The organism is Prevotella heparinolytica, assembly GCF_002998535.1.
GTDB lineage: Bacteria > Bacteroidota > Bacteroidia > Bacteroidales > Bacteroidaceae > Bacteroides > Bacteroides heparinolyticus.
Map to the genome: position 1 here is coordinate 2,048,861 of NZ_CP027234.1, position 24,016 is coordinate 2,072,876.

A 24,016-nucleotide genomic window follows, 5' to 3' on the forward strand; every position below is an offset into this window, starting at 1 on the left:
AAGTGTTCAAGCCGACAGACACTTGTGTTTGACGTGACAGACACAAGTGTTTGAGCCGTCAGACACAAGCGTCTGACAAGACAGAGATATACATCTGATAAACAATAGGATTCAACTTTAAAACACAAGCCTACGGGTGAGGTTACCGACCTGCTTCTTATCCCTAACTCAGATTATTTTAACGGGTAAAAACAGATCTTTCTCAACAGAAAGCACTACTTTTGCACGCATATAGAAGATAAAAAACTACTTCATGAGAGTATTACTTATCAATACATCCGAACGCATAGGCGGAGCTGCCATTGCTGCCTGCCGACTGATGGAGTCGCTCAAGAATCATGGCATCAAGGCAAAACTGCTGGTACGTGACAAGCAGACCGACCGGATTTCCGTCGTGTCATTGGGACATAGCCGGCGCACTGTGTGGAAGTTTGTTTGGGAACGCATCGTCATCTGGAAGGCCAACCGCTTCAAAAAAGCCAACCTTTTTGCCATAGATATAGCCAATACGGGGACGGACATCACCTCGCTGCCCGAATTTCAGCAGGCAGACATCATTCATCTGCATTGGATCAACCAAGGGATGCTCTCATTGAAGAATATCGATAAAATACTGGCTTCGGGCAAACCTTTGGTCTGGACCATGCACGACATGTGGCCTTGCACCGGCATCTGCCATCATGCCCGCGAGTGCACGAACTATCATCAGGAATGCCACCACTGTCCTTTCATCTATGGAGGCGGAAGCAAGCGAGACCTGTCATACCGCACCTACAAGAAGAAGATGAAACTCTACAAGAACCGTCGCATCCACTTCGTGACGTGCAGCCACTGGCTGGAAGAGCAGGCCAAGAAAAGCGCCTTGCTGAGCGGACAGAGCGTGACGTGCATCGCCAACCCCATCAACGTGAACCTCTTTAAACCGCGCGACAAGAAGGAAGCCCGCGCCAAGTGCATGCTCCCGCAGGACATGAAGCTCATGCTCTTCGGTTCGGTGAAGATAACGGACAAACGGAAGGGCATAGACTATATGGTGGAATCGTGCAGGCTGCTGGCGAAAAAGCATCCCGAACTGAAAGACGAACTGGGAGTTGTTGTCTTCGGCAGCCAATCGCAACAGCTGGAGAACCTCCTACCTTTCAAGGTCTATCCGTTGGATTTTGTCAGCAACGAGCACCGGCTGGTGGACATCTACAATGCCGTAGACATCTTCGTGACCCCTTCTTTGGAAGAGAATCTGCCTAATACCATCATGGAAGCCATGGCATGCGGCATTCCTTGTGTCGGCTTCAACGTAGGCGGCATTCCGGAGATGATAGACCATCTGCACAACGGATACGTGGCGCAATACAAATCGTCGGAAGACTTTGCCAACGGCATTTACTGGACGCTGAATGAACCCGACCATGCAAGCCTCGCGGAACAAGCCTCGCGCAAGGCGGTGTCCAGTTATTCCGAGAATATCATCGCCAAGAAATACATCGACCTCTACAATAAAGCCACCGGAAACCATGCACAATAACCACCTTACACCGACGTTCAGCATCGTCACCGTGTGCTACAATGCCGAAGCGGAACTGGAAGACACCATTCAGAGCGTCATTGCGCAAACCTACCGCCACGTGGAGTATATCATCGTGGACGGCGCTTCGAAGGACGGCACGCTCGCCATCATAGAACGGTATAAAGGGCGCATCGCCCGTGTGGTGAGCGAACCGGACAAGGGATTGTACGACGCCATGAACAAAGGCCTGCGTCTGGCCACGGGCGACTATGTGTGCTTCCTCAATGCCGGAGACTGCTTTCACGAAGACAGCACTTTGCAGCAGATGGCAGATAGCCTTACCAAGGCCGAACTCCCCGACGTGCTGTATGGCGAAACGGCATTGGTGGACAAGGAAAGGCATTTTGTCCGCATGCGCCGCCTCTCTGCTCCGGAGGTGCTCACATGGCGCAGCTTCAAACAGGGCATGCTGGTATGCCATCAGGCTTTCTTCGCCAGAACTGCTTTGGCCGAGCCATACGACCTGCAATATCGCTACTCGGCCGACTTCGACTGGTGCATCAGAATAATGAAGAAAGCCAAGACGTTGCACAACACCCGCCTCATCCTCATAGACTATTTAGAGGAAGGAATGACAACGAAAAACCGCAAAGCATCGCTCGCCGAACGCTTCCGCATCATGGCGAGACACTATGGACCGATAAGCACGGCAGCCCGCCACGCATGGTTCGTGCTGCGTGCTCTATTGAAGAAGTAAGCCGCCCCCCTGCCCTTATCCGTTCAGCAAGGCAATCAGTTCCCTCACCCCTTCCGACGCTCCTTTCCGGATGACGTGTATCTGCCGCATGGAGTGCGTGTCCACCGGCTTGGGGTCAATCAGGTAAACATCTGCTTCACGGGGCACGTAATGCAGCAATCCTGCGGCCGGATACACATTCATGGAGGTTCCGATGATAACAAACACATCGGCTTTCTCCACATAGCCGATAGCTGTTTCTATCTCCGGCACCGCCTCACCGAACCATACGATGAACGGACGAAGCTGCGAACCGTCTCCTGCCTTGTCACCCGGCTTCACCTCATACTCTTCGGGTTTCAGGGTCTTCACATACCGAGGATCATAAGGGTCACGGCTGGAACAGACTTTTGTCAACTCACCATGCAGATGAATGACGTGGGTGCTGCCTGCACGCTCGTGCAGATTATCGACATTCTGCGTCACAACAGTCACATTAAAACTCTTTTCCAACTCTGCAAGCAGTGTGTGCCCCGCATTTGGCTCTACCTCCAGCAGTTGTTTACGGCGTTCGTTGTAGAAGCTTATCACCAACTCCGGATTACGTGCATATCCTTCGGGCGTGGCCACTTGTTCCACCGGATATTTATCCCACAGTCCGCCCGCATCACGAAACGTGCTGATACCACTTTCGGCGCTCATTCCCGCACCGGATAAAACGACCATTTTTCTCATAGTTTTACTCCTCTCTTTATTAAGCCTTTACAAATTTAGGCTTTTTAGTGATACGCCGGCACTTTCACAAAGATATTTAACCGGAGCGCAGGATAAAACCTTAAGAGCAGCTGTCAGCCTGCTCAAGAATCGACCGGTTCTCGATGTGCCTGCTAAAACTTGCCTCCGCGACTGATGTATTTACATGTTTCTGCTTACGGAATGTGCTTCATCCTTATTTCCGAATCTTTGTCCGCAGTGCGCAGATATATATCCGCAAGGCGCGAACATATATCCGCAGTGCGCGGATTTGTATCCGCAGGCCGCGTACAGAGATTCATCCCGGCCGAGAACAAGTTTTCTGCATACACTAAACACTTTTATTCCCTGAGTATACGGAACTTTTTCTATAGATACAACAGATGCAACACGGCAATCCATGCCGCATGTCGACATCGTCCGCCGAATATTGCTCCATCATACGCAGTATTTCGCAACAGCTGCATTTATTAAAGCAACCATCATTAAACAAAACGACTTATGAAAAGACAAAATCGCCTTACCCTCTGCCTGACAGGGATACTGCTGTTCCTTTCCGTCTCCTCGTCCGCACAAGGCAAACCTTCGGGAAGCTCCTCACTCTCCGCACACATAGGTCCCGCTTGGTACACAGGCCGGCTGATGGGAGTCACCGGCAGTGCCGACGAGTACTGCAACAACCTGCGAAAAGGAGTCAGCTGGGCTCTCCACTATTGGTATACGGGTCAGACATCCTCCGAAGAAAAAGCCGTTATCAGAGCGGGATTCCTCTATCAAGGCAGTCTCTTTCAGGAAAAACAGGCGAATGGCTCGGATAAAATCCACCTCAATTATCTGGCACCGCAAGTCGGTGTATTCTTCCTCCAACCCGGCTATCAGATACAACTATCTGCCGGAGCAGGCTATCAGTTCTATACGGACAAGAGCGTGGTCTATGACAAGCCGCGCAAGGTGTCGATGGACAAATTGGCCTGCAACTTTGCCCTTGCCGCAGAGTACTTCCTGACAAAGCAATGGGGCGTTTCGGCCCGTTGCAACTGGGTGTTGTCGCACTCGGAAAGATACTCCGTCGACTACCACGGCGAACATTGGAAAGTAGAACACCCCGACACCGGCGAAGGGTTCTTCGGCCAGTTATCCCTGACTTTCGGTTTGAATTATCACTTCTAAAAAAACATACCATCATGATGAAAAAGCTATTATACCTGTTCATGCTACTCCTTTGCTGCGCCTGCGAAGAGAATACTTCTGTGGACCCCACCCTGATGCCGGAAGCTACCAAAACCGGCAAGAACACATTGGGCTGCCTGATAGATGGCTGGATATACACCGGAGGACGATTCGGGCTACCCAAAGCCTCCATTATCAGCGATGAGAAAGCCAGTTACTACCTGATAAGAACCCAAGTGGACCGATTCAAGACGTTGGAATTCAAGCTCGTCAACCCGACAGCAAATGCCGAATGCACCTACATAGACGCCATCTTCGAGGGAGAGAATCTGGGAAACGGCAAAGCCTTCATAACACGCAAGGACGGAATCGTCATCAGCGGCACGTTCAGCGGAAACAAAATTACGGAAGGACGCTTCGACATCAAATACACAGAGAAGAATACGGAAGAAGACATTGCCTATTAGAAACAGAATAGAGAGTTCTGACATCCTCATGATACTCGTCTTTAGACTCCTTTTCAATGAAAGCGCTCGACAGGTAAGCTATCATTACATTTTTATCACCCACCCCACTGAATTGCCCGACCAAGGCTCTAAAAACAGCCTAAACAAAAATTAAACGGGCAAAAAGCCTTGTCTTTCAAATAAAAGATGTATTTTTGCCCCTCGTTAATATGTTATAGGATTGAACAAACATTCATTCCGCCCTCCAACATCATTTTTATGGATAAATTCAGTTACGCCATCGGCCTCGGAATAGGCCAGAATCTTTTAAGCATGGGTGCCAAAGGCATCGCGGTAGATGACTTTGCACAAGCAATCAAGGATGTATTAGAAGGCAACCAAACGGCTATCAGCCATACAGAAGCCCGCGACATCGTGAACAAATATTTCGCAGAAATGGAGGAAAAGATGAATGCCGCCAACATTGAGCAAGGACAACAGTTCTTGGAAGAGAACAAGAAACGTCCCGGCGTTGTCACATTGCCCAGCGGGCTTCAATACGAAGTAATCAACGAAGGAACCGTGGGACGGTATGCCAAAGCAACCGACAAAGTGGAATGTCAGTACGAGGGCACGCTGATTGACGGAACCCTCTTCGACAGTTCCATCAAACGCGGACAACCGGCCGTATTCGGCGTCAACCAAGTCATCCCCGGCTGGGTAGAAGCTCTGCAACTAATGCCCGAAGGCGCCAAATGGAAGCTCTACATCCCCGGCGACCTGGCCTATGGCGCACAAGGAGCGGGCGAGATGATTCCTCCTCACAGCACACTGATATTCGAAGTGGAACTCCTGAAAATTCTATCATAAGTAAATAACAAATTAAAAAGCAAAATGAAAAAAGTATCATTTCTCATGGCTCTTGCAGTAGCCGCAGGTTTGGCTTCTTGCACAGCACAAAGTCCGAAAGCTAATTTAAAAACGGATCTTGACTCATTATCTTATGCCATCGGTATGGCACGTACGGAAGGCCTGGATCAATATCTGGCACAACAAGGCATTGACTCTACTCAGATGGCAGACTTCCTGAAAGGTTTCAACGAAGGAGCTACCAAAATCGCCAAGAAAGACGCAGCCTACATGGCCGGTCTGCAGGTAGGACAGATGGTGAGCAAACAATGGGTGGAAGGTTTCAACCAACAAATTTTCGGCGGTGACTCCACGAAAACCATCAGCCGCGAGAACCTGCTGGCAGGTTTCGTCGCAGGTGTCGTAGGCAAGGGCGGCGCCATGGATATGGCAAAGGCACAAGAGTACATGAACACTCAGATGGAAGCCATCAAAGAAAAAGCTACTGCCGAGAAGTATGCCGAGAACAAAGCTGCCGGTGAGAAGTTCCTCGCCGAGAACAAAGGCAAAGAAGGTGTGGTAACCACTCCGAGCGGCCTGCAATACAAAATCATCAACAAAGGTAACGGCGCCATCCCTGCCGATACCAGCAAGGTGAAAGTAAACTACAAAGGTACGCTGATTGACGGCACAGAGTTCGACAGCTCTTACAAACGCAACGAACCGGCTACTTTCCTCGCCAACCAAGTAATCAAAGGATGGACGGAAGCGCTCACAATGATGCCGGTAGGCTCAAAATGGGAACTTTATATCCCTTACAACCTTGCATACGGCTCAAGAGAAACCGGTGGTCAAATCAAACCGTTCTCTGCTCTGATATTTGAAGTGGAACTGCTGGGAATCGAAAAATAAAAAGATTCTGAGTAAAAAGAGGGTGTCAAAACGCCCTTTTTGAAAAGACTACCCCTGCCACAGATAGCTGTAGCAGGGGTAGTTTCTTATGTTTTGGCATCATGACACAGCCTCTTTTATAAGACATCCCGAAAAATCAGCCCGCAGTTTTGCTATGAAACACGCCTCATTTTAACAACAAACTTCGATAGCTTACGACTTATACGTATTCATAACACCCGACGCAAAGTTGGAACTCACGTTATTTATGTGCTTCGGCAAACTCTTTCGAAACGGAGTTGCAGAAACTCTTGCAAACTTCTGCCGAGAACTCAATGCCGCATCCGATGACTTTGTCCCATGTAGCTTCGCTCATGGTGTTCAAATCTTCGTGGCGCACGTCGTACTTCAGTAGTCCGTAGATGATACCGGCATTAAAGTTATCTCCAGCACCGATGGTGCTGACAGCTTCCAGCGGTGGAATGGCATACTCCTTGGAGATACTTCCGGTGCGCAATGAAATCTGCTCCGCTCCTGCCGTACAAAGAAAATTGGAACAATAGAATTTGATTTTATCCTTATATATCCTGTCGGCTTCACGCAAGTTATACATATAAAAGAAGTCCTCTTGCGAGCCTCGCACGATATCGGCATACTCCAGATTCTCAATGATGGTGGGAGTCAGCTTAATAGCCTCCTCCTTATGCGAAGAACGGAAATTGGGGTCGTAGTACACAATCGCCTTTTTCTTGCGTGCCCTGTCAAGAAGTTCCACCACTTTATCGCGCAACACCGGATTCAGGGCATAGTACGAACCGATAACGACAATGTCGTCCTCCTCTATTTCAGGGTAGACAATGTCAAGACGCTGTTTAGGATAATCTTTGTAGAAGATGTATTCCGCATCGCTACGGTCGTTCAGGAAAGCAAGTGATACGGGCGATTTTCCGTCGGGAAACACATTGACATGCTCCGTAGGAATATTGTTATCGCGCATAAACCCAAGAATCATGTTACCCACATGGTCGTTTCCGGTTTCGCTGATGAAACAAATGGGAACCCCTACACGCCCCAGCGAAACAATGCCATTGAATACCGAACCACCGGGTACGGCTGCTGTGGGCTGTCCGTTACGGAAGATGATGTCCAATATGGTTTCTCCGATACCTATTACTTTACGCATAACGATCTTGACTTTTCTCCAAGGTAACCACCGTGATGGCGTTTGGAATAATCTTCAATGGTAAATCCTGTCTTTTTCATGGTCTGCACCACCAGAATATCACCGATAACGGTCATTACAGTAGTCGAAGTGGTGGGAGTCATGCCCAGCACACATACCTCTTTGGGGCTTCCCGTGCTGAGGCATACATCAGATTCGTCTGCCAGCGGGCTATGGGGATTACCGGTGATTACTATGAACTTTAATTCCGGATTCAGATTATGCGCCAGCTGCGTCAGTTCCACAATCTCGCGAGTCTTGCCCGAGTTGGATATAAGCAGCAACAAATCATTTTCCTGCAAGATTCCGAGGTCGCCATGCTGTGCTTCGCTGGGATGCAGGAATACGGAAGGGATGCCGGTAGAGCAGAAGGTAGTGGCTATGTTCATGGCTATCTGCCCGGCCTTGCCCATACCCGAAGTCACCAGTTTTCCTTTTTTGTGGTGCACTTGTTCCACAATAAGCTCCACGGCACGTTCGTATGCGTCTGTCACGGGGATGTTCAATACGGCTTGCGCTTCTTTTTGCAAAAGCTCTTGAATGGATTCAATCATTATACCTGAAATTGTTTAATAGTTAGGTTATAGTCTACAAATATCTGCAATTTTCCATAAACGACAATAAGTTTCCTTTGTTTTTATTGCCACACCTTATCAGGCCTATTGCCACACTTTAGTAAACGCATGCCCACACTTCAGGGGAGATATTCCCACACTTCAGGAGGAGTCAGCCCACACTTCAGGAGGCATCAGCTCACACTTCAAGGACAACAACCCGGGAGGAAAGATAAAACGACCAACAGGCTTTTCATCCCCCCTCACTTTCCTTTTCCAAAAGTATAATGTTGCCAGAGGAGGTATAAATAAGAACATACTACATTTTTTTGCCGAAGCCGTGCCGATGAAACATTCCTTTTTTCCTAACTTTGCGTCAACGTTACAGATAAGATGTCGCGCTTCAATGAAGAATCTGCGCCATTTGTATCATCTGCAACCCCGAAACCCTGTTGAAACAGCAATTAAACAGATGCGAACGGTACTTCTTTCATCCGCCTATCTGGCCCCAGTGGAATATTACACCAAACTGCTAACATACGACAAGGTGCTCATAGAACAGCATGACCATTACATGAAGCAGACCTATCGCAACCGATGCACCATTGCGGCACCGGATGGCGAACTATCCCTTTCTATCCCCATCGTGAAACCGGACAGTCCTAAATGCATCATGCGCGACATACGCATTTCCGATCATGGTAACTGGAGACATCTGCATTGGAACGCCATATCATCCGCCTACAACCATACTCCTTTTTTCGAGTATTACAAAGACGACTTCCGCCCTTTCTACGAAAAGAAATATGAATTTCTTGCCGATTTCAACGAAGAGCTGTGCCACCTTGTATGTTCATTGATAGACATGCAGCCCGACATGCAACGCACCGCCGAGTATCGGACAGAACTTACCCTTGATGAAGCAGATTTCCGCGAAGGCATCCACCCTAAGAAAGACTTCGCACAAGAAAACACGGAGTTCTCCCCACATCCCTACTATCAGGTCTTTCAAGACCGGCTCGGCTTCTTGCCCAACCTCAGCATCATCGACCTACTCTTCAACATGGGGCCTGAAAGCCTGCTCGTGCTGCAGCAAAGTTGTAAATAAAGGCTTATCTTTTCGACCAAAATTTTGAAAAGGCTGTAGAGAACCAGTGTTCCTCTGACAGAAAAGCTTCTGAGAAAGAAATGTATTGGGCAAAGAAACGATGCTGAAAAGAAGCTCGCAAGAAAAGTCAAGTGTGGTACACAAGGACAAACTACGCATCAAAGACGAGATAGAGCAAGTATTTTAACCGGCTTTTTAGTGTATCAATGTGATTAATACTTAATTTTGCAAACAGACAAAAATTACTTTTAATAGCAAAATCATGAAGAACTTATTCAACATCAAAGACAAAGTGGTGGTCATCACCGGAGGAACGGGAGTATTGGGACATGCCATCGCACTGCACTTGGCCGAAGAAGGAGCCAAAGTCGTAATCTTAGGGCGTAAGGCCGAAACGGGGAATGCCATCGTAGATGAGATAAAAGCTGCCGGCGGAGAGGCTATGTTCCTGACTACCGACGTGATGAACCGTGAATTGCTGGAACAGAATCTGGCCGATATCCTGAAAGCATACGGACGCATAGACGCCTTGCTGAACGCTGCCGGCGGCAACATGCCGGGCGCCACCATAGCTCCCGACGGAACTTTCTTCGACTTGAAGGTGGAAGAGTTTCAAAAAGTGCTCGACCTGAACCTGACGGGCACTGTATTGCCTACGCAAGTATTCCTGAAGCCGATGGTGGAACAGAAGTCGGGCGCCATCGTCAACTTCTCGTCCATGGCGGCTTTCCGCCCCATGACACGAGTAGCCGGATATGCCGCAGCCAAAGCGGGCATTTCCAACTTCACCGCTTTCATGGCCACCGAAGTGGCAAAGAAATTCGGCGAGGGAATCCGCATAAACGCCATTGCACCAGGCTTCTTCCTGACCGAACAGAACCGTGCCCTGCTGACCAATCCCGACGGAAGTTACACGCAACGCGGACAGGATGTCATCCGGCAAACTCCTTTCGGACGCATGGGTCGTGCCGAAGAGCTGTGCGGAACCATCCAATACCTTATCAGTGATGCTTCGAGCTTCGTCACCGGAACGGTTGCCGTGGTAGACGGAGGATTCAATGCCTTCGCCATGTGATTATTGTCGTACAGAACCCATAAACCGAAAATAGCTTGTGGTAACTATGAAACAGAAGCCGTCGCAACAGACTGATGGTTATTCCCGATTGTTTCCAGATTCTTAAACGACTTTTGTCTGCATGAAAATCTTGATTATAGAAGATGAGCAAGATCTGCGAGAAACAATCCGCTCTTCGCTCTTAAAAGAAAAATTCGTAGTGGAAACCGCAGCCGATTATTCCTCTGCTTTGAACAAAATAAACGACTACGATTATGACTGCGTTCTGCTCGACATCATGTTGCCCGGTGGAAGCGGCCTGGACTTGTTGCGCGAACTAAAGCAGCTTCGCCGCAATGACAGTATACTAATTATTTCTGCCAAAGACTCCTTGGATGACAAGGTAGAGGGGCTGGAGTTGGGCGCAGACGATTATCTCACAAAACCTTTTCATCTGGCAGAGCTGAATGCCCGGGTCAAATCCCTGATACGCCGTCGGCAGGCTAAGGGGGATATGACTGTCAACATTGGAAACTTATCGCTTAATCCCGATAAACGACAAGCCGATATAAACGGGCAGCTCTTGCAACTTAATCGTAAAGAGTTTGATTTGCTTTATTATTTTGTAATCAACCCCAACCGGGTTATCAGCAAAATGAGCCTTGCAGAATCTGTATGGGGAGACAACATTGACCAGACCGACTCATTGGATTTCATCTACTCACAAGTAAAGAATCTACGCAAGAAGTTGAAACAAGCTGAAGCCACCGTCGAATTAAAAGCCGTATATGGCTTTGGATATAAACTTTCGGAAGAATGAAACTGCTACACCACACCTACCGCAAACTTTCGCTGCTATTTTTCTTGTTGATGGCAGTATGGGGTGTGCTGTTTTATTATGCGATTATCGACGAGGTGATGGATGAAACAGACGATACATTAAAGAATTACGGGAGTATACTAATAAAAAACGCACTTCATGATCCTTTCATTCTCGAAACCTCCGGGACAGTGATGTCATTCTACAAATTCAGGCCTATATCGGAAGAGGAGGGATTACGCTACCAACAAGTATTCTATGATTCTACCGTCTACATCGAGTCGGAAGATGAAGAAGAGCCTGTCCGTGTGATGCGTATAGCATTCAGCATGCCCGACGGACAGTTTTACGAGCTGACTTTGATGATTTCTACTTTAGAGCGCGACGATATGGTAGAAGCGCTACTGTGGTATTTAGGAGCATTATTCCTTTTACTTCTGCTTTGTACCTCCATCGGTATACGGTTGGTCTTAAAGAAAGTATTTACCCCACTATACAAATTACTGGATTGGCTCATCCAAATTCAACCCGGCAAAGCTCTTCCTCCCTTAGATAACCCAACGGAAATACAGGAGTTTCGGCAGTTGAGTAATGCAGCCTTCGATATGGGCAAGCGCAGTTACAAAGCCTACGAAGAACAAAAACAATTCATAGAAAACGCTTCGCACGAACTACAAACACCACTTGCCATTATCCGAGGCAAGGTAGAATTGCTGGCCGAAAGCGAGGGTATAAAAGAGCAACAAATGAAAACACTGGATGAACTTTGCTCTACCGTGAACCGTGCCGTCAAACTGAATAAATCCTTGTTACTGCTTTCTCGCATCGAGAACGGACAATATACCGAAATGAAAGATGTTTCGCTGGATGAGATACTAGATGATTCACTACCAGACCTGATGGATATTTACGAATATAAGCAAATACATTTGACAAGGGAACGGAGTGATAAGCCACTCATCATACGTTGCAACCACTCTTTAGCCCGGATTCTGGTATCCAATCTGGTGAAGAACGCATTACTTCACAACAAAGAAAAGGGAGAACTGCATATTCTTACCACGTCGTCTTCATTGACGATAAAAAACACGGGCGAGTCCCCTCTAGACAAGGAAAAATTATTCCGCCGCTTCTATCATGGCATAGACGAAAAGAAAGACTCCACAGGCCTGGGACTTGCCATAGCACATTCCATCGCCCTTTACTCTTCCTTAAAGCTCACTTATGAATGGCAAGACGGTATGCATTGCTTTCGGCTTGTTAAATAATCAAAAGATTGTTCCTGACGCAGATTATTCCCAAATCTTTCCTAATTCATTGCCGTCATTTGCAGTGTGAATGATATGAATCAATTTTATTAGTAACACTCACTGCTGGGCACTTAATCCCATCTGATTTTCAATTGTTTATAATTTAGTTCTTTGACATTTTTGTAATCGCAATCGGTAAGTATCTCTCTTACAGACGTTTTATCCAGTAGAGAAAAGCTCAAAATTTGTAGAATTTCGTAGATTGGACGGTTAACTTTCAATCTGTAAGCGACAATGGCAACCAGACAGTATGTTATGATGGCACAGTACACTTGTATCTTGACTGCATTCATCGTGGTGCCCCAAAAAGATTTTACTTTCAGGTGTTGCTTTATCCATTTGAAAAATAGTTCCACCTGCCAACGGTTCTTGTATAGCAAAGCAATTTCCTCTGCTGATAGTTCCATGTTGTTGGTGATGAACACAAATTCTCTGTCCAGTTCTTCATCGTAGTATTTAACCCGCCGGAGTTTGTCCGGATATGCTTTGAGCGATTTATACGTTTCAAGCATTCCAATCTGATCACATTTTATTCCGGTTGTTTTATCGACTTCACGGGAATACATTCTACGGAATCTCATATTATCTTTTGCACGTGTAACGAAGTAAGCACCACTGGTGTGAAGCTTATGCAAACGGGTGAAGTCAACATATCCTTTATCCATGATATAGAAACTTCCCTTTTCATAACTCAACTCATCCAGCATGTTTACGTCATGTACTTTAGCATTGGTTACCAGTACGATTGTCGGTATGGAAGTCTTTACATCATACAAGGTATGAAGTTTGATGCCTCCTTTGTGTTTCTTAAATTCCGCCCACCAAAAAACATTCAGACAAAGGTCTATGGTGGAGGAATCAAAGGCATAAACATTACCGTCAACTTTCACCTCGAAGTCATTTTTGTTGTAGCTATTACGGGCTTCCGCAATCAGGGTATAAGCAAATTCTTCGTAGATACGATAATCTCTATTCCGGTTTGCTTTCCCCAGATTGGTACGGCTAACTGTTGGACCGAATCCCAAGTGATAATACTTGTTCTTGTGTGCCTCAAGGCTGAGCATAAGGTCACGCATACTGTCTCGGGCGGTCAGTTGTCCGAAGATCATGCACAGCATCTGATTCCAACAGGTGAATGTTCTGATTTTCTTATTCCCGGAATACTTCTCTACCAAACGGTCAAAGACACGACGGGGAAGAAAATCTGTAAGTTGAGCGAAGATATATTTGCCTTGATTCATTGTTTTGAGCTTTTGGACAAAGCTAAAACAACTTTTCAATTCAAATCGTCACGCTACAAAAAGATACATAACTATGCGATTATCAAAGATTTCAAAGAACGATGTTTAATTTAAAGTGCCCACTAGTGAGTAACACTAAAAAAACAATCATGAAAGTATTATCTATTTTAGCACTGGCAATTTTTGCCGTTCAGTTTTCTTTTGCCGGAGATGTCATTACTCAGGATGCCAAACAACTCCCACTGGTTGCACGCAACTTTATCAACCGACATTTCACGAAACCTCAAATTCATTATATCAAGATTGAAAGCGAAATCCTGCAAAACAAAAAGTACGAAGTACAACTGGCGGATTTCACGGAAATCGATTTTGACAAGCAAGGTAATTGGCTGGAAGTAGATTGCAAGAAAGCGGCCATACCTGCCGCATTGATTCCCACTTCGGTACAAGAATACGTGAAGACGAACTTTCCGAGAGAAATCATTACCAAGATTGAACGTGAACGTAGTGGAATGAAAATCGAATTGAGTAATGACTATTCTTTAAAGTTCAATAAGAAAGGGAAGTTCGTCAGCATAGACGACTGATTCGAAGCACTCCGGTTTATCATCGAGATTGAAAAAAGGAAAGGCAGAGTATCAACTATTTTATTCGGAAGTAGGATACTTGATACGGACAAAAGATGTCACAGGAAAAGAAGACACGCATTGGCCGATGGCGGTGAAATGATTATGTACACCTAAGGCTTCCGAGAAAAAGAATATATGCTATCGAAAGGTTTTTTCAGACGCAGGATGCCACAGCATTATCTGTGTAAAAAAACAAAAGCATAAAAGAACCATTGTCCCGACCATTTCTGCTAAATACTTTTTCATGAATAGTTATTAAACATCAACTTCTACAAAAGTAAACAAAAAGATGAGAAATTCACCTTTTCGTTTACTTTTTATGCTTGCAAAGAGGAATAAATACCTGAGTTCGGGACAAGCGGTTCCTTTTGCTAAAGATCAGGGCTGCATCCTATCGGACGGATATTTCTTGAATGCACCGGTTTACAGCGGCCGGGCAGAAGAGAACTTTTACTCCGACCTGCCCTCCCCCTCCCTGTTTGACAGCTGCAAGCCTTTGTCGTGACAGAGGCTTGTAACTATCAAACAAGGGGGGGGAGGATAGCGGCCGGCGTAAAAGGCTCTCTTCACTCCCGTTCACATCAGTATCCGATAGTGAAGCGTGTTTTGTGATGAGCGGGTTTCTCAAGTTCGTCTACCATAGCCACCGCATAGTCTTGAACGGAGATGTGACTGTTGCCGTTTTCATCAACAATCAAATCATCCTTGCCCAAACGAAACTTGCCGGTCTTCCCGCCTTTCTCGTCGAAAGTTCCCGCAGGAGAGAAAAAGACCCAATCGATATCGTTTTCGTTCATCAGCGTGTCAAGATAGAAATTACCGAGCGGACGGACACCGTCCATAATCTCTGCGGGGATAGCACCCGAATCGACCACACGCAAACCGGGTTTTACGAAGAGAGTTCCGGCGCCTCCCACTATAAGCAGACGGCCTACTCCGCTCTTCTTGACAGCTTGAAGAATCTTCGGATAATTGGTCTCGATAAGCGCCTTGATATCAGGGTTCATCCAACCGGGATTGTAGGCCGAGATAACAGCATCCTTTCCCCTTGCAATCTCGGCAATGGCATCTACATTGCCCACATCTTCCTTGACAGCAACGACCAAAACGTGCTTGGGAAGCTTATCTATATCACGAACCACAGCCGTCACCTTGTGACCGCGTTCCACCAACTCATTCAGAACAGCCGAACCTACAAAACCCGTCGCACCGATTAAAACTACATTTGCCATAACTTATTTCCTTTCTTTTAAGATTTCTTTTTGATGTTGCAAAGTTACATTGGAAAAAGCATCGTAACAAGAAGACACTCTTTGGTTTCATAGTTACCTCAAAGTAAGAATTGCGAAAACATGCAGGATACATAAGATGGGCTTTAACTCAGCTTAACACTCTCACCTCGCTTTTGTCGTTGCATTTTTGGAGTTACAGTCTCTTTTAGTTACTTTCGTCAAAAAATCACGCAAGATGGCAGATGTAAAAGCAGAGTATCTGGCTTGCCCCATCAGGCAAGTCATAAGCAAATTCGGCGACAAGTGGTCTTTGCTCGTCCTTTATTCGCTCTATAAAAGCGAAAGGGGTGTCCTGCGGTTCAACGAACTGCGGCACCACATGACCGACTGTTCTCAGAAGATGCTCTCGGCAACGCTGAAAAGCCTTGAACAGAGCAACCTCATCCATAGGGAAGTCTATCCCGTCGTCCCTCCTAAGGTTGAATATTCCCTCACCGATACGGGGCGTTCGCTGATGCCTGTAATGATGGGGCTCATCGACTGGGCAAAACAACATTTCAGTGATGTCGTAACAAAGAGTATAGTCTTAGACTGACAGTTAAGAAATACAGTATTATAATCCTGCATAATTGCCCACTTATGAAAAACGTAACCCTCCGACGGATAGCTGCCGTTGACGTATTTCGTGCACTCACCATGCTCCTCATGCTTTTCGTGAACGATATTCCCGGACTGCAAAACGTGCCTCACTGGCTGATGCACGCGGAGGCGGACGAAGACATGCTGGGATTCTCGGACACCATCTTCCCGGCTTTCCTCTTCTGCATGGGCATGTCCGTGTCTTTCGCCATACAGAACCGGTACAGGAAAGGCGACACCACACTGCAAGTCATCGCCCACATCTTTTGGCGGACAGTGGCTTTAGTGACCATGGGACTCTTTTCGCTCAACAGCGGAGGCATCGAAGGAGGCATCTCGCACCAATGGTTCTCCATCCTGATGGTCATCGGCTTCTTTCTCGTCTGGGGAGTTTATCCCAAAGCGGAAAAAACAAAAAAAATCCTTTTCACCGCCATGAAAGTGGCAGGCGTGCTTCTGCTCGCTTTCCTCGTGCTCTATAAGGATATCCATGGAAAGCCGTTCCAAACAGGTTGGTGGGGCATTCTCGGACTCATCGGGTGGACGTATGCCGTATGTGCGGGCATCTATCTGTTCACCCGCGAGCACCTCCAAAGGAATGCCCTCGCATGGTTCGCGGTGACATTGCTTGCCGTAGCCGGCCATTCGGGCCTGATACCCGAAGAGTACGGCAGCCGTATTATCCTGCTCCCCTTCGTTCCCGGCGACTGGACGCTGCATGCCTTCGGAATGTCGGGCTTGCTGACTTCCCTGCTGATGCAACGCCACGCCGACACACAACGTCCGGGCAGATTCATCGGCATGCTTTGCGCCCTCGGTGCGGGCATGCTTATCCTTGCCCTCGTGTCGCATTCCTATTGGATTATCTCCAAGATACAGGCCACCCCCACGTGGTTGTTCTACTGCCTCGCCCTGCTGTTCCCGCTATTCGGCTTCTGCTATTGGCTGACGGACGTGAAGGGCAAAACCCATTGGTTCGACATCATTAAACCCGCAGGTACGGCCACCTTGACCTGCTACATCCTGCCCTACGTATGGTACGCCCTCTGGCAATTATTGCATCTGCGCTATCCCGATGTATTGGGAAGCGGTGTGCCGGGATTGCTCAAATCGTTGCTCTTCTCGTTCATCATCATATGGCTGACCGGGCTGTTAGTGAAAAGCAGAATAAAACTGAAAGTGTAAGAACCCACTTACCCTTTCTCCTACATTCTGTCGAAGGAAAGTAACACAATCCTTAATGACACCGGGGAGGATACGGCAAAAGCACAAACTTTCATCGATATGATTGATATAAACAATCTTTTTTATCTATATTTGCAAGCCGACTAACTTATCATTGTATGAAGCTCGCAAAACTGTTATTCGCAGCCATATTGCCGATTATAATCCACTCGTGCGAAAGCAAGCCGTATCCCCGACTTATGCAAACGGCCGAATCTTTAGCCGACACATACCCCGACAGTGCCTCCACGTTGTTGGACGTCCTGCAAGAAAGCATCTCGAAAGAGCCCGAAGCCACTCGCATGTACCATCGGCTATTATCCATCAGAGCAAATGAAGATCGAAAAGAATACTTCCTCTCGGACAGTCTTGTCAAACCACTGCTGGAATACTATGAAAAGCGAAAAGACAAGAAACAGCTGCCCGAAGTATACTACTATGCAGGCAAAACCTACCGCGAGTTGGGAGATACGCCTCAAGCGCAGGACTACTTGCAAAAAGCCTTGAAAGCTTCCGAAAAAGATGCCGACCACCGCCTGCTGTATAAAATCCATCGGCAGCTTGCAATGACCTACCACCACAACCTAAGAAGGCCCGCCGAATCCATAGCCCCTTTCAAAAACGCCTGCCGGCACGCCGTGCTAAGCGGCGACAGCCTCCTCATGGCCAACGCACTGCGTGATATAGCCAGAGGGTTTCAGAACGTAAATATCGACAGCCTATCGTTCTACTATCAAAAGACAATCGACATGGCTCGGCAGATGCACAATGATAATTTACGTTCCATCGTCTATATCGAATTGGGACAATGCTATTTTCAGGAACGAGCATATCAAAAAGCCTGCGACGCCCTACAAGCCTCGCATAATCCGCTAATGCTTCCGTCCGTTTACTATCTCGCCCGTGCCAATGTCTTTAATGAAACGGGCAGACCGGATTCCGCACGATACTATGCCGAAAAAGTACTCTCGACCGGCAACACCTATGCCAACATAGACGCATACTACATCAACCGCCAAAAGGCCTACAGCCTGCTGAGCACAATAACAGCCAAGCAGGGAAACCCGGCAAAAGCATTGGAATACATGAGGCACTGCCTGATGTATGACGACAGCCTGCAAGAAGCAAGGAGGGTTAACGACCTCCGGCAATTGAACGCCCGATACAACTACCAATTCCGCGAAAAGGAGAACCGGCGTTTGGAGGACATCACCAAACAGCAAGAAGCCCGAATCATCATTCTCTCGGCGAGCATCGGTTTTATGTCGCTCTTCATCCTGTCCGCCCTCATCATCTACCTGCTGCGGAAGAAGCAAAAAACAATGCAGGCCGAACGGCAGAGGGAGAAACTGAAAAGCATAGCCACAGAGCAGTACCAAAGCAGCAAACTCTTCATCTCGGCCAATGAAGAGCGCATCATAGAAATAAAGCGAAAGCTGCAAGACACCGAGTCTCAAAAAGACGAAATGCAGAAAACCCTGCAAAAAGCAGAACAGGAATTGCTCGAACTCACCAACAGACGGGCGGAAACCAAACAAAAGATACAGGCCATCTCGGAACAGACATTCAAAGAATCACAGATATACAAGGACTTCTATCATGTGGCGGGAATGCCCGGTTCGGAAACAATCTCCGGAAAGAAAAAAATCAGCTCCAAAGATTGGGAAGAGTTGACGGAAGCCATCAATAAAACCTACAACGGATTTACCGCACGATTGCAAGACCTCTACCCCGCCATCAGCGAACACGAGATGCGCATCTGCATCTTACTGAAAATGGCAATCCCGCCCACAAGCATTGCCGACATCACCGCCCACTCCAAACAGGCCATCACGTCTTCGCGCAGAAAGCTATACAAAAAGACACATAGTCAAGACGGTACGCCCGACCTGTGGGATCGCTTCATTCAGAATTTCTAAGTCTCCATCGTACAGCTATCGTACAGTAACCGCTCCTCCTCCCCCCCGAATCGTACTCATATCGTACTTCTTTCTTTTGCCGAAAAAGGGTACGCTCCTATTTTTGCCTGCATGAAGTTCCCCAGTTACATACAGCTCGACGGAATGGATTGCGGCGCTGCCTGCCTGCAAATCATTTCGAAGTACTACGGACGCTACTTCTCACAGCAAACCATGCGCGAACTGTGCCACATCACACGCAATGGCGTTTCGCTGCGAGGAATCAGCGATGCCGCCGAAACCATCGGCTACCGAACCATCGGCACAAAACTCACTTGGGAGCAACTGCAAAACGATGCCATGCTGCCGTGCATCGTGCATTGGAACCAGTCTCACTTCATCGTTGTGTATCGCATTAAAAAGAAACAAGGCAAACAAAAAGTCTTTGTTTCCGATCCGGCAAAAGGATTATTGGAATATCCAGCCGGTCAGTTTCTCCAATCATGGTTGCAGATAACCGAACAAGGTTCCGAGAACAAAAAACGAGGTATAGCCTTGCTGCTTGCCCCCAAACCGGAATTCTATCAAGAAGAGGGGGATACGGAAAAACGGATACGATTCAAGAACCTAATCAGTTACCTGCGTCCTTACAAGAGTTTTGTCATTCAAGTGATATTTGCCATGCTCACGGCAAGTATCATCAGCATGATTTTCCCGTTTCTCACGCAATCTGTCGTAGACACGGGCATCGGGACGGGCAATATCGGTTTCATCGTAATGATTCTCATCGCCCAGTTGTTTCTCGTAATCGGGCAGATGGCAAACAATATGATACGCAGTTGGCTGATGCTGCACATCACCACCCGCATAAGCATATCCCTGATTGCCGATTTCTTGAACAAGCTGATGCAACTTCCCATCGCTTTCTTCGACAGCAAGAACGTGGGAGACATCTTGCAACGCATCCGCGACTACAGCCGCATCCAATCATTTCTTACCGGTTCATTAATCAGCACCACGATGGCGGCAGTTACTTTTTTCATTTATGCCATCATCATGTCGGCCTTCGATGCTGTCATCCTGACAGTGTTCGTCGTTGGCAGCATGGCCTATATATGCTGGATTCTGGTTTTCATGAAACGCCGGCGTAAACTTGACTACATGCAGTTTCAGGAAGCATCGAACAATCAAAGCAACCTCATCCAATTGGTCAACGGGATGCAAGACATCAAGCTCAACAACTGCGAACGCCGCAAACGCTGGGAGTGGGAACACATTCAGGCCAAGCTGTTTCGGATCAGTAGCCGTAGTCTCAGCCTCGGGCAAACGCAAGATATAGGCGGAACGCTTATCGACCAGACAAAAAACATCGTCATTTCTTTTCTTGCCGCCGAAGCCGTGATAAACGGGCACATGACCTTGGGAGCAATGGTTGCGCTACAATACATCATCGGGCAACTCAACGCTCCGCTACAGCAATTCATCACCTTCATGCAGTCCTTGCAGGATGCACGAATCAGTATGGAACGCATGAGTGAAATCCATGAAAAAGAGAACGAAGAAAACATGCTTGACTCTAAAATACAAGAGATACCATGCCATGCAGACATCGACTTGTGCAATGTCTCTTACCAATATGACGGTCCGCGATCACCAAAAGTCATCAATAATCTCACGCTGCAAATTCCCGCCAAACAAGTGACGGCCGTCGTAGGAGCCAGCGGAAGCGGCAAGACCACGCTTCTGAAAATGCTCCTCGGATTCTATGAGCCGTGCGAAGGCAATATTTCATTAGGCGGAAAGCCATTAGCCAACCACAGCATACGCGAATGGCGAAGAAATTGTGGCGTAGTGATGCAAGACGGCTTCATCTTCTTCGACACCATTGCCAACAACATCAGCATATCAGATGAAAATCCTGACATGAAACAGATAAAAAGTGCAGCCCGACGTGCCAACATAGATACTTTCATCGAATCTTTACCTATGGGATATAACACCAAGATCGGTGCAGAGGGGCACGGCTTGAGCACCGGACAGAAACAGCGCATCCTGATAGCCCGCGCCATCTATAAAGACGCCGGTTACATCTTCTTCGACGAAGCCACCAACTCACTCGATGCCAACAACGAACGATTCATCATGGAGCAGCTCCACGCATTCTTCCGCAATAAGACGGTAGTTATTGTAGCCCATCGGCTGAGCACGGTGCGCAATGCCGACAATATTGTCGTGTTGGATAAAGGCAACATTGTAGAGCAAGGCAAACACGAGGAACTGATAGCACGGAAAGGCGCATACTTTGAATTAATAAAAAATCAGCTTGAATTAGGAGGTTAAGACCATGCCGATAATAAGAAACACATACCACAGTGCCGAAACCAATGAAATAGTAGGTAAAATTCCTCCTTGGATTATCCGTCGGGGCAATACCGTCATTTTCATGACATTCGCCGCCCTGCTTGTCATAAGTTTCTTCATCACCTATCAAGACAAGGTACCGGCAACCGCCACTATGTATTATGCCGATAACAAGTTTAAAGTAACGGCACTGATACCAAGCAAAGGGTTTGGAAAGATAGAAATAGGACAAAAAGTGATTATAAAACCGGACTGCTATCCGGAAACAGAGTTCGGACATTTAACCGGAACTGTCTGCGGAATCGGCACCCATCTGCAAGGCGACGCATATCCGATAGACATCGACGTTTGCGGAACGACTACCAATTACGGCAAGCCCATCAAGCCTATCGCCGAAATGACTGCCAGCATTGAAGTGATTGTAGCCATGCATCCATTGATTTCAAAGTTTATCAATCCATTGAAGCAGATGACAGGAAAATGAGTTTATCGAGACGTCAACATAAACTAACGAGAACATTAATTTATTTATTAATTTTTTAATCTGAAAATCATGAAAGATTTAAAAGAAAGTCTTCAGACCGATGAAATCCAATTGCTTAGAACAGGCATGAGTGACAATGCGAATCTTCTGAATGAAGATGAGTTGGGGGAAATTTTTGGAGGATATACTATTAACTGTCCTAAAAAATTTAAAATGGAATGTAGCGAAGGATTTACTATCTAAGTATCCCTAAACTTTTTTATTCACTAAGAGAGTTTCTTTACTCTCTTAGTGATTCTATAACATAATCTAATCATATATATTATGCGTTATTCTATATTCAATACTACCATAGATAAAGGGGAATATCTGATTTTATATAATTCACTGAGTGGAGCATTACTAAAACTAAGCAAAAAGAAAATTGACGATGCGAAAGACATTCTTATACAAAAAGGTTTTTTAGTTGAGGACAATGAAAATGAAGTCCTTTCCTATAAATACATTTATTACAATCAAATATTTTCAAAAAAAAGTTTAGATATAACAATAGCCCCAACAACAGATTGTAACCTTTGTTGTCCTTATTGCTTCGAAGAAGGTAATAAGCATAAAGAATATATGGACGACATAACGCTTAATGCAATAGCAAAATACATTATATCGAAAAAAGAGAGAACAATAGAACTAACATGGCTTGGGGGAGAACCTTTATTATGTTATGATAAGATTGTAAAGCTAAATGATCTATTGATATCAAATAATGTTTCTTTTACAACATCCATTATAACCAATGGAACACTTTTTACAGATGATAAAATAAAACTATTGAACCAACTAAATATTCAACAAATACAAATAACTCTTGATGGGGAACAGGAGAATCATGATAAAAAACGTTTCTTCAGGAAAAATCAACAAGGAACATATACTTTAATCCTCTCAAACATAGAAAAAATTCTTAAAAATACATCTATCACACTTTTCCTAAAAATAAATGTTGATAAAGAAAATCTCGTCTCATGTAAAGAACTCATGGAATTTCTACATGAAAAATTTCAAGAGTATCTTAACAATGGAACTTTAAAAATTAGTAGTAATTATATTAGAAATATAACAAACTTTGAAGGGTGCGAAAAGTGCATCACAGAAGAAGAATACTTAAACTTCTATACCAAAGTTGAACATAATCAACTTTCTATTCCCCAATTATGTCTACCATGTCCATTAAGAGTTCAGAGCCATATCGTTATTGGGCCAGATGGAAGCATATATAAATGCTTAGAGTTTATTGGGAATAAAGCAAAAAGCATTGGAAATATTAACTCTTTTTCAATCTCTGTCTCAAAACTCGCAAAATATGCTTTAAAATACGAACCCTTTGAAGACCCTGAATGCCAAAAATGTTCCATTCTTCCTATATGCGGAGGAGGCTGTCCTAACGAAAGGGAACTAAAAGCTTTTGGAAAGAGAGAGTCTATATGTCCTTCCATAAAAAAAGAATTTGCTACTATCCTTGAAAATGTATTAAAAGAAGAGGAGAGAAAATCATGAAGAAAAAACTATTAATCCCTTTTTGCCTTTTTATGTCTTGTTCACTTTTTGCCTCAGGCATAGTCACCGGAAGAGTCATTTCAGAGGGTAATGATAGTATCATCAATTATATAGTGAAGCTACGTACAAGGACCGTCCGCATGAAAGCCACTTTCTCACAACCGAACTTTACACTACCTGCATTAAAAGGAAATGTAAAAATAATTATTTCCTCAAAGGGGCACAAGTCTTATAGTGCAAAAGTAGAGATGTTATATGCTACGGATATCAATTTAGGGAAAATTGTTCTTCACCGGAAAAAGTAGAACCCAAAAAACATGAAAATATGCGAATCTTT

24 protein-coding genes are annotated in these 24,016 nt (G+C 46.0%); 19 read left to right on the forward strand and 5 right to left on the reverse strand.

The features are described 5' to 3' along the window. Positions 1–253 precede the first annotated feature (253 nt). Both C3V43_RS08380 and C3V43_RS08385 read left to right on the forward strand, forming a co-directional pair. Complete coding sequence (locus C3V43_RS08380) at positions 254–1,522, forward strand: glycosyltransferase family 4 protein (protein ID WP_106069419.1); 1,269 nt, start codon at positions 254–256, stop codon at positions 1,520–1,522. Continuing rightward, on the forward strand, positions 1,512–2,261 hold the full coding sequence (locus tag C3V43_RS08385; RefSeq protein ID WP_106069420.1) for a glycosyltransferase family 2 protein: 750 nt from the start codon (positions 1,512–1,514) through the stop codon (positions 2,259–2,261). The genes C3V43_RS08380 and C3V43_RS08385 overlap by 11 nt, the downstream gene beginning before the upstream one ends. A 15-nt stretch (positions 2,262–2,276) precedes the next feature. Here C3V43_RS08385 and C3V43_RS08390 read toward each other — a convergent pair whose 3' ends face one another. Beyond that, positions 2,277–2,975 carry an SIR2 family NAD-dependent protein deacylase gene (locus C3V43_RS08390; protein WP_106069421.1) on the reverse strand — a complete coding sequence of 233 codons (699 nt, stop codon included), beginning with the start codon at positions 2,973–2,975 and terminating at the stop codon, positions 2,277–2,279. A 519-nt stretch (positions 2,976–3,494) separates the two neighbouring features. Here C3V43_RS08390 and C3V43_RS08395 point away from each other — a divergent pair. The 4 genes from C3V43_RS08395 (at position 3,495) to C3V43_RS08410 (ending at position 6,370) form a co-directional block, all read left to right on the forward strand. Continuing rightward, complete coding sequence (locus tag C3V43_RS08395; protein WP_106069422.1) at positions 3,495–4,163, forward strand: outer membrane beta-barrel protein; 669 nt, start codon at positions 3,495–3,497, stop codon at positions 4,161–4,163. Positions 4,164–4,180: 17 nt separating this feature from the next. Further along, positions 4,181–4,630 (forward strand): Riean_0653 family protein, encoded by a 450-nt coding sequence (locus tag C3V43_RS08400; protein WP_106070520.1) that lies wholly within the window; start codon positions 4,181–4,183, stop codon positions 4,628–4,630. A 258-nt stretch (positions 4,631–4,888) separates the two neighbouring features. Beyond that, the gene (locus tag C3V43_RS08405) at positions 4,889–5,479 is read left to right on the forward strand and encodes a BamJ family beta-barrel-assembly machinery protein (protein WP_106069423.1); all 591 of its coding nucleotides are present in this window, start codon (positions 4,889–4,891) and stop codon (positions 5,477–5,479) included. A 24-nt stretch (positions 5,480–5,503) separates the two neighbouring features. Next, entirely contained in the window at positions 5,504–6,370 is an 867-nt protein-coding gene (locus tag C3V43_RS08410) for a BamJ family beta-barrel-assembly machinery protein (protein WP_106069424.1), read from the forward strand. A 241-nt stretch (positions 6,371–6,611) separates the two neighbouring features. Here the strand turns inward: C3V43_RS08410 and C3V43_RS08415 are convergent, their stop codons facing one another. Continuing rightward, positions 6,612–7,532 carry a carbohydrate kinase family protein gene (locus tag C3V43_RS08415; protein WP_106069425.1) on the reverse strand — a complete coding sequence of 307 codons (921 nt, stop codon included), beginning with the start codon at positions 7,530–7,532 and terminating at the stop codon, positions 6,612–6,614. Next, positions 7,520–8,125: an SIS domain-containing protein gene (locus tag C3V43_RS08420; protein ID WP_106069426.1), complete on the reverse strand. Its 606-nt coding sequence runs from the start codon at positions 8,123–8,125 to the stop codon at positions 7,520–7,522. Before C3V43_RS08420 ends, C3V43_RS08415 begins: the two co-directional genes overlap by 13 nt. A gap of 472 nt (positions 8,126–8,597) precedes the next feature. On the opposite strand from C3V43_RS08420, the gene C3V43_RS08425 reads away from it, so the two are divergent. The 4 genes from C3V43_RS08425 to C3V43_RS08440 all read left to right on the forward strand — a co-directional run bounded on the left by C3V43_RS08425 (position 8,598) and on the right by C3V43_RS08440 (position 12,375). Beyond that, positions 8,598–9,233 carry a WbqC family protein gene (locus C3V43_RS08425; RefSeq protein ID WP_106070521.1) on the forward strand — a complete coding sequence of 212 codons (636 nt, stop codon included), beginning with the start codon at positions 8,598–8,600 and terminating at the stop codon, positions 9,231–9,233. 262 nt (positions 9,234–9,495) lie between these two features. Next, positions 9,496–10,308 (forward strand): SDR family oxidoreductase, encoded by an 813-nt coding sequence (locus tag C3V43_RS08430; protein ID WP_106069427.1) that lies wholly within the window; start codon positions 9,496–9,498, stop codon positions 10,306–10,308. Between the two features lie 121 nt (positions 10,309–10,429). Beyond that, positions 10,430–11,107 carry a response regulator transcription factor gene (locus C3V43_RS08435; protein ID WP_106069428.1) on the forward strand — a complete coding sequence of 226 codons (678 nt, stop codon included), beginning with the start codon at positions 10,430–10,432 and terminating at the stop codon, positions 11,105–11,107. Beyond that, positions 11,104–12,375 (forward strand): sensor histidine kinase, encoded by a 1,272-nt coding sequence (locus C3V43_RS08440; RefSeq protein ID WP_106069429.1) that lies wholly within the window; start codon positions 11,104–11,106, stop codon positions 12,373–12,375. Before C3V43_RS08435 ends, C3V43_RS08440 begins: the two co-directional genes overlap by 4 nt. A 113-nt stretch (positions 12,376–12,488) precedes the next feature. Here the strand turns inward: C3V43_RS08440 and C3V43_RS08445 are convergent, their stop codons facing one another. Beyond that, positions 12,489–13,658 (reverse strand): IS4 family transposase, encoded by a 1,170-nt coding sequence (locus C3V43_RS08445; RefSeq protein WP_106068085.1) that lies wholly within the window; start codon positions 13,656–13,658, stop codon positions 12,489–12,491. 146 nt (positions 13,659–13,804) lie between these two features. Here C3V43_RS08445 and C3V43_RS08450 point away from each other — a divergent pair, with 146 nt between their 5' ends. Both C3V43_RS08450 and C3V43_RS08455 read left to right on the forward strand, forming a co-directional pair. Continuing rightward, positions 13,805–14,245 (forward strand): PepSY-like domain-containing protein, encoded by a 441-nt coding sequence (locus C3V43_RS08450; protein WP_106070522.1) that lies wholly within the window; start codon positions 13,805–13,807, stop codon positions 14,243–14,245. 331 nt (positions 14,246–14,576) lie between these two features. Then, entirely contained in the window at positions 14,577–14,792 is a 216-nt protein-coding gene (locus tag C3V43_RS08455) for a hypothetical protein (protein ID WP_129588742.1), read from the forward strand. A 76-nt stretch (positions 14,793–14,868) separates the two neighbouring features. Here the strand turns inward: C3V43_RS08455 and C3V43_RS08460 are convergent, their stop codons facing one another. After that, positions 14,869–15,519, reverse strand: a complete 651-nt coding sequence (locus tag C3V43_RS08460; RefSeq protein WP_106069431.1) for an NAD(P)-dependent oxidoreductase — start codon at positions 15,517–15,519, stop codon at positions 14,869–14,871. A gap of 235 nt (positions 15,520–15,754) precedes the next feature. Here C3V43_RS08460 and C3V43_RS08465 point away from each other — a divergent pair, with 235 nt between their 5' ends. From C3V43_RS08465 to C3V43_RS08490, 7 genes are all read left to right on the forward strand, one after another. After that, positions 15,755–16,114 carry a winged helix-turn-helix transcriptional regulator gene (locus C3V43_RS08465; RefSeq protein WP_106069432.1) on the forward strand — a complete coding sequence of 120 codons (360 nt, stop codon included), beginning with the start codon at positions 15,755–15,757 and terminating at the stop codon, positions 16,112–16,114. Positions 16,115–16,158: 44 nt separating this feature from the next. Then, positions 16,159–17,343 (forward strand): DUF5009 domain-containing protein, encoded by a 1,185-nt coding sequence (locus C3V43_RS08470; protein WP_106069433.1) that lies wholly within the window; start codon positions 16,159–16,161, stop codon positions 17,341–17,343. A gap of 158 nt (positions 17,344–17,501) precedes the next feature. Beyond that, positions 17,502–19,301 carry a tetratricopeptide repeat protein gene (locus C3V43_RS08475; protein ID WP_106069434.1) on the forward strand — a complete coding sequence of 600 codons (1,800 nt, stop codon included), beginning with the start codon at positions 17,502–17,504 and terminating at the stop codon, positions 19,299–19,301. Between the two features lie 111 nt (positions 19,302–19,412). Beyond that, positions 19,413–21,620 carry a peptidase domain-containing ABC transporter gene (locus C3V43_RS08480; RefSeq protein WP_106069435.1) on the forward strand — a complete coding sequence of 736 codons (2,208 nt, stop codon included), beginning with the start codon at positions 19,413–19,415 and terminating at the stop codon, positions 21,618–21,620. Between the two features lie 4 nt (positions 21,621–21,624). Then, positions 21,625–22,125 carry an HlyD family secretion protein gene (locus tag C3V43_RS08485; protein WP_106069436.1) on the forward strand — a complete coding sequence of 167 codons (501 nt, stop codon included), beginning with the start codon at positions 21,625–21,627 and terminating at the stop codon, positions 22,123–22,125. 69 nt (positions 22,126–22,194) lie between these two features. Continuing rightward, on the forward strand, positions 22,195–22,368 hold the full coding sequence (locus C3V43_RS14795) for a hypothetical protein (protein WP_164996231.1): 174 nt from the start codon (positions 22,195–22,197) through the stop codon (positions 22,366–22,368). Positions 22,369–22,449: 81 nt separating this feature from the next. Beyond that, complete coding sequence (locus tag C3V43_RS08490; RefSeq protein ID WP_106069437.1) at positions 22,450–23,679, forward strand: radical SAM/SPASM domain-containing protein; 1,230 nt, start codon at positions 22,450–22,452, stop codon at positions 23,677–23,679. The last annotated feature ends 337 nt before the right edge of the window (positions 23,680–24,016 follow it).

What these genes read in the sequence shown, in the direction of transcription:
- C3V43_RS08470 (WP_106069433.1), top strand. Translation starts at nt 16,159, where the DNA reads ATGAAAAACGTAACCCTCCGACGGATAGCTGCCGTTGACGTATTTCGT.
- C3V43_RS08405 (WP_106069423.1), top strand. Translation starts at nt 4,889, where the DNA reads ATGGATAAATTCAGTTACGCCATCGGCCTCGGAATAGGCCAGAATCTT.
- C3V43_RS08420 (WP_106069426.1), bottom strand. Translation starts at nt 8,125, where the DNA reads ATGATTGAATCCATTCAAGAGCTTTTGCAAAAAGAAGCGCAAGCCGTA.
- C3V43_RS08475 (WP_106069434.1), top strand. Translation starts at nt 17,502, where the DNA reads ATGAAGCTCGCAAAACTGTTATTCGCAGCCATATTGCCGATTATAATC.
- C3V43_RS08410 (WP_106069424.1), top strand. Translation starts at nt 5,504, where the DNA reads ATGAAAAAAGTATCATTTCTCATGGCTCTTGCAGTAGCCGCAGGTTTG.
- C3V43_RS08445 (WP_106068085.1), bottom strand. Translation starts at nt 13,658, where the DNA reads ATGAATCAAGGCAAATATATCTTCGCTCAACTTACAGATTTTCTTCCC.
- C3V43_RS08460 (WP_106069431.1), bottom strand. Translation starts at nt 15,519, where the DNA reads ATGGCAAATGTAGTTTTAATCGGTGCGACGGGTTTTGTAGGTTCGGCT.
- C3V43_RS08480 (WP_106069435.1), top strand. Translation starts at nt 19,413, where the DNA reads ATGAAGTTCCCCAGTTACATACAGCTCGACGGAATGGATTGCGGCGCT.
- C3V43_RS08430 (WP_106069427.1), top strand. Translation starts at nt 9,496, where the DNA reads ATGAAGAACTTATTCAACATCAAAGACAAAGTGGTGGTCATCACCGGA.
- C3V43_RS08440 (WP_106069429.1), top strand. Translation starts at nt 11,104, where the DNA reads ATGAAACTGCTACACCACACCTACCGCAAACTTTCGCTGCTATTTTTC.
- C3V43_RS08415 (WP_106069425.1), bottom strand. Translation starts at nt 7,532, where the DNA reads ATGCGTAAAGTAATAGGTATCGGAGAAACCATATTGGACATCATCTTC.
- C3V43_RS08425 (WP_106070521.1), top strand. Translation starts at nt 8,598, where the DNA reads ATGCGAACGGTACTTCTTTCATCCGCCTATCTGGCCCCAGTGGAATAT.
- C3V43_RS08485 (WP_106069436.1), top strand. Translation starts at nt 21,625, where the DNA reads ATGCCGATAATAAGAAACACATACCACAGTGCCGAAACCAATGAAATA.
- C3V43_RS08490 (WP_106069437.1), top strand. Translation starts at nt 22,450, where the DNA reads ATGCGTTATTCTATATTCAATACTACCATAGATAAAGGGGAATATCTG.
- C3V43_RS08385 (WP_106069420.1), top strand. Translation starts at nt 1,512, where the DNA reads ATGCACAATAACCACCTTACACCGACGTTCAGCATCGTCACCGTGTGC.
- C3V43_RS08455 (WP_129588742.1), top strand. Translation starts at nt 14,577, where the DNA reads ATGAGAAATTCACCTTTTCGTTTACTTTTTATGCTTGCAAAGAGGAAT.
- C3V43_RS08380 (WP_106069419.1), top strand. Translation starts at nt 254, where the DNA reads ATGAGAGTATTACTTATCAATACATCCGAACGCATAGGCGGAGCTGCC.
- C3V43_RS08395 (WP_106069422.1), top strand. Translation starts at nt 3,495, where the DNA reads ATGAAAAGACAAAATCGCCTTACCCTCTGCCTGACAGGGATACTGCTG.
- C3V43_RS08400 (WP_106070520.1), top strand. Translation starts at nt 4,181, where the DNA reads ATGAAAAAGCTATTATACCTGTTCATGCTACTCCTTTGCTGCGCCTGC.
- C3V43_RS08435 (WP_106069428.1), top strand. Translation starts at nt 10,430, where the DNA reads ATGAAAATCTTGATTATAGAAGATGAGCAAGATCTGCGAGAAACAATC.
- C3V43_RS08390 (WP_106069421.1), bottom strand. Translation starts at nt 2,975, where the DNA reads ATGAGAAAAATGGTCGTTTTATCCGGTGCGGGAATGAGCGCCGAAAGT.
- C3V43_RS08465 (WP_106069432.1), top strand. Translation starts at nt 15,755, where the DNA reads ATGGCAGATGTAAAAGCAGAGTATCTGGCTTGCCCCATCAGGCAAGTC.
- C3V43_RS14795 (WP_164996231.1), top strand. Translation starts at nt 22,195, where the DNA reads ATGAAAGATTTAAAAGAAAGTCTTCAGACCGATGAAATCCAATTGCTT.